This is a genomic window from Ruoffia sp. FAM 20857 (assembly GCF_045528645.1).
In the GTDB taxonomy this organism is placed as follows: Bacteria; Bacillota; Bacilli; order Lactobacillales; family Aerococcaceae; genus Ruoffia; species Ruoffia halotolerans.
The window spans coordinates 1-3,344 of record NZ_JBGQRB010000088.1; the positions used below are offsets into that span (position 1 = coordinate 1).

General features: G+C 39.4%; 2 protein-coding genes and 1 pseudogene. 2 read left to right on the plus strand and 1 reads right to left on the minus strand.

What is annotated here, in order from left to right:
• The first annotated feature begins 233 nt into the window (after nt 1-233).
• Nucleotides 234-1,313 (plus strand): IS30 family transposase, encoded by a 1,080-nt coding sequence (locus tag ACEN4N_RS11205; RefSeq protein ID WP_407094251.1) that lies wholly within the window; start codon nt 234-236, stop codon nt 1,311-1,313.
• A 424-nt stretch (nt 1,314-1,737) separates the two neighbouring features.
• Nucleotides 1,738-3,093 (plus strand): FAD-dependent oxidoreductase, encoded by a 1,356-nt coding sequence (locus ACEN4N_RS11210; protein ID WP_407090964.1) that lies wholly within the window; start codon nt 1,738-1,740, stop codon nt 3,091-3,093.
• A gap of 90 nt (nt 3,094-3,183) precedes the next feature.
• Here ACEN4N_RS11210 and ACEN4N_RS11215 read toward each other — a convergent pair.
• Nucleotides 3,184-3,344: pseudogene (locus ACEN4N_RS11215) on the minus strand (transposase); the annotation flags it as partial.

Consider the following 3,344-nt stretch of genomic DNA (forward strand, 5'->3'; position numbering starts at 1 on the left):
TCTACAAGGGAGAAGTATGCCTTCAAACAAACAAGAGAATCGTAAGAAGGTTCATTTAGTTAAAATCTACTTCGAGAACGCACTATTTTGTAGAAAAATTCCCAATTTTTCCAAGAACGATTAATTTGGCGGATTTTATAATGAACTTAGCCATTTAAAATAAAAAAAACGCCACGTGAATTCCATGTTATATTGAAGTTACCACAACTCTCAATAGACAAGGATGAATTCACATGACGCAAACCCATGATAACACAGTTTCACGCAAGGGAAAACACCTTTCCTACTCAGAACGTTGCCAAATCGCTATCCTGAAAAAGGAAGACTATTCCAACCGTCAGGTTGCCAAAGTGCTGGGACGTGTTCCGCAAACCATAAACAATGAGATTGATCGCGGAACCATCACCCAGTTAAAACGCCAAACGCAAAATGGAAAAGTGTATGACACCTACTATTCTGTTTATGACGCTGATGCAGGACAGGCCTTCTATGAAAAGCAACGACTGAACTGTGGCAGACGCCCCAAATGGGCGAACACAAATGCCTTCATTGACTGGGCAGATGACAAAATGTTAAATGAAAAATGGTCGCCGGACGTCGTGGTCGGATTTGCCAGAAAACACGCGCTGTTCGATTGTGCCATCATTCCTGGAACAACCGCTCTTTATCAATGGATTGACCGCGGAATCATGCGAACAAAGAACATGGACTTGCTTGAAAAACTGTCCCGTAAAATCAAAGCGGGCCGCCCAGGACACCGATCCAACAAGCGTGTTCTCGGGACGTCAATTGAAGAACGCCCTAAAGAAGTTGAAACCCGGGAAACATTCGGTCATTGGGAAATCGACACGGTCGTGGGAAACAAGACCAAGTCGGATGCCGTGCTGCTGACGCTGGCTGAACGGCAGACACGCTTTGAAGTCATCCTAAAGTTGAACGGGAAGGACACCGAATCGGTGGACCAAGCGGTTCAACAGCTAAGAGAACGGGCTGGCGCTAACTTCGATCAATTATTTAAGACCGTGACCTCCGACAATAGCTCGGAGTTTTCGAGGCTACACGATGCTCTGCAAGATGTAGCTGACGTCTATTTCAGCCACCCCTATGCTTCTTGGGAGCGTGGGACGAGCGAAAACCAGCACAAATTAATTCGCCGTTTCGTTCCCAAGGGAAGCCCGATTAGTGAGGTGAGCGAGAACCAGATTTTGCGGATCCAGCGTTGGATGAACGATTACCCGCGGAAAATTTTGGGTTATGCAATACCACATGACACATTTGTTCAAGCATTCAAGCAAGAACGATTGGGGGCTTGACCTATCATTACTTGACCTCGGCATGGCTTCATGTCTGGAAAGATGGCCTGAGGCCAGACTGGTCGGGAGACTACCATCCCTCAGTTCAATATCAGAGGGTCACTGATTTAGAATAACAAGGCAGTTACGGTACCAAACAAATGAGTTACCTGTAGTGGCTAACTTAAACTTGAAATTTACGGAACGATTAATTTATTCAAGAAACCAGCTTAAATTATAGAGCTATGAATTATTCAGGACCAAATAATTTTTTTGGCTTATATAAATGAAAAAAATATATTACTATTATTCAAATGGATGTTCCCATGAAATATCTAACTAAATGGTGTTGAATAAACGTTTTGTTAGATTGAGTTCTGAATGTTTGAAATCAGATTAGAATGTGATATAATAAATTTGTTAAAAAATTCTTGGAGGTTTTGTTATGAAAATTATTGTTGTAGGTACTTCACATGCTGGGTATGAAGCAGTGCAAACTATCTTAAAAGAAGATTCAAATGCTGAGATTCATTTATATGAACGCGGGGAAACAGCATCATTCTTATCTTGTGGGATTCAAAGTTATTTAGAAGATATCTCACCTTCTTTAGATAGCTTACATTATGCAAATGAAGAAAGTTATAAAGAGCAAGGCGTAAATGTTCATATGAATAGTGATGTTGTATCTGTAGATCCAGAAGCTAAAACGATTACAGTTAAAACAGCTGACGGAGAATCTGAAGAATCATATGATAAATTATTCCTTAGCCCAGGGGCTGTACCGATTGAAATTCCAATTCCTGGAACTGATTTAGATCATTTATACTACTTACGCGGCCGCAATTGGGCAGATAAAGTAAAAGAACGTATGTCATCTGCTAAAAAAGCAGTTGTTGTAGGTAGTGGATATATTGGAATAGAAGTTGCTGAAGCATACGCGAAAGCAGGAATTGATACAACGGTTATTGATTCATTAAATTCAATCTTACCTACGTATCTAGATAAAGAATTTACTTCAGTCTTACAAGAGAACGCACTTGAACATGGAATGAAATTCCATGGTGGGGAAAAAGTTCAAGAAATCATCGGTGAGAATGGATCTGTTGCAAAAGTCGTGACAGATAAAGGTGAATACGAAGCAGATACTGTTATTATGGCCGTTGGTGTGCGTCCAAATACACAATGGTTAGACGGTATCTTAGCGCGAAACGAACGTGGTTTTGTTGAAGTGAATGAACATATGCAATCAACATCAAATCCAGATATTTATGTAGCTGGAGATGCGACATTAATTCCATTTGCTCCAACGGGGGAAAAACGTGCCATTGCTTTAGCTTCTAACGCACGTCGCCAAGGTGTAATCGCTGCTAAAAATATGCTTTCAGATAACAAATTTGAAATGCCAGCCGTTTCGGGCACATCTGCATTATCATTATTCGATTACCACTTTGCTTGTACAGGTGTTAAAGACTCTGACGCAGATTTAAGCAAAGTCGACAGTAAATATTATGAAGAGACTATTCGTCCTAAATTTATTGGTGATGATACAACTGTTATGATGAAAATTCACTTTGAAAAAGAAAAAAATCGTATTGTTGGTGCGCAGTTAATGTCTAAACAAGATGTTATGTTTGCGATAAATACAGTTTCAACAGCAATTTCAGCTGGCTGGACATTAGAACAATTAGCTTTAGCTGACTACTTCTTCCAACCAGAATATGATAAACCATGGAACTTCTTAAATGTGCTTGCACAACAAGCTTTAGGAGAAACGTTTGGTAGTGACAAAGAATTATTCTAATTAATGAGGCACATCTTAGGTTATCTAATCTAAGATGTGTTTTTGATTAAATTTAAATGGCTCTTTGTCAAATAGGGTTGATGACTCATTTTAATCAAGATCAAGCAGCATAAGTTGTTGCTTAATCTTTTTTATTTGTCTGAGGGACATATAATCGCGTCATAAGTAAAATACGGTCTCTAAAATGACTGTAATTTCGATAGCCGTAGGCTGTTCGTTTCAATACTTTAATTTTATTATTAATACCTTCG

Bases quoted from the DNA above. Each gene is read 5' to 3' on its own strand.
- ACEN4N_RS11205 (WP_407094251.1), top strand. From the start codon at position 234: ATGACGCAAACCCATGATAACACAGTTTCACGCAAGGGAAAACACCTT.
- ACEN4N_RS11210 (WP_407090964.1), top strand. From the start codon at position 1,738: ATGAAAATTATTGTTGTAGGTACTTCACATGCTGGGTATGAAGCAGTG.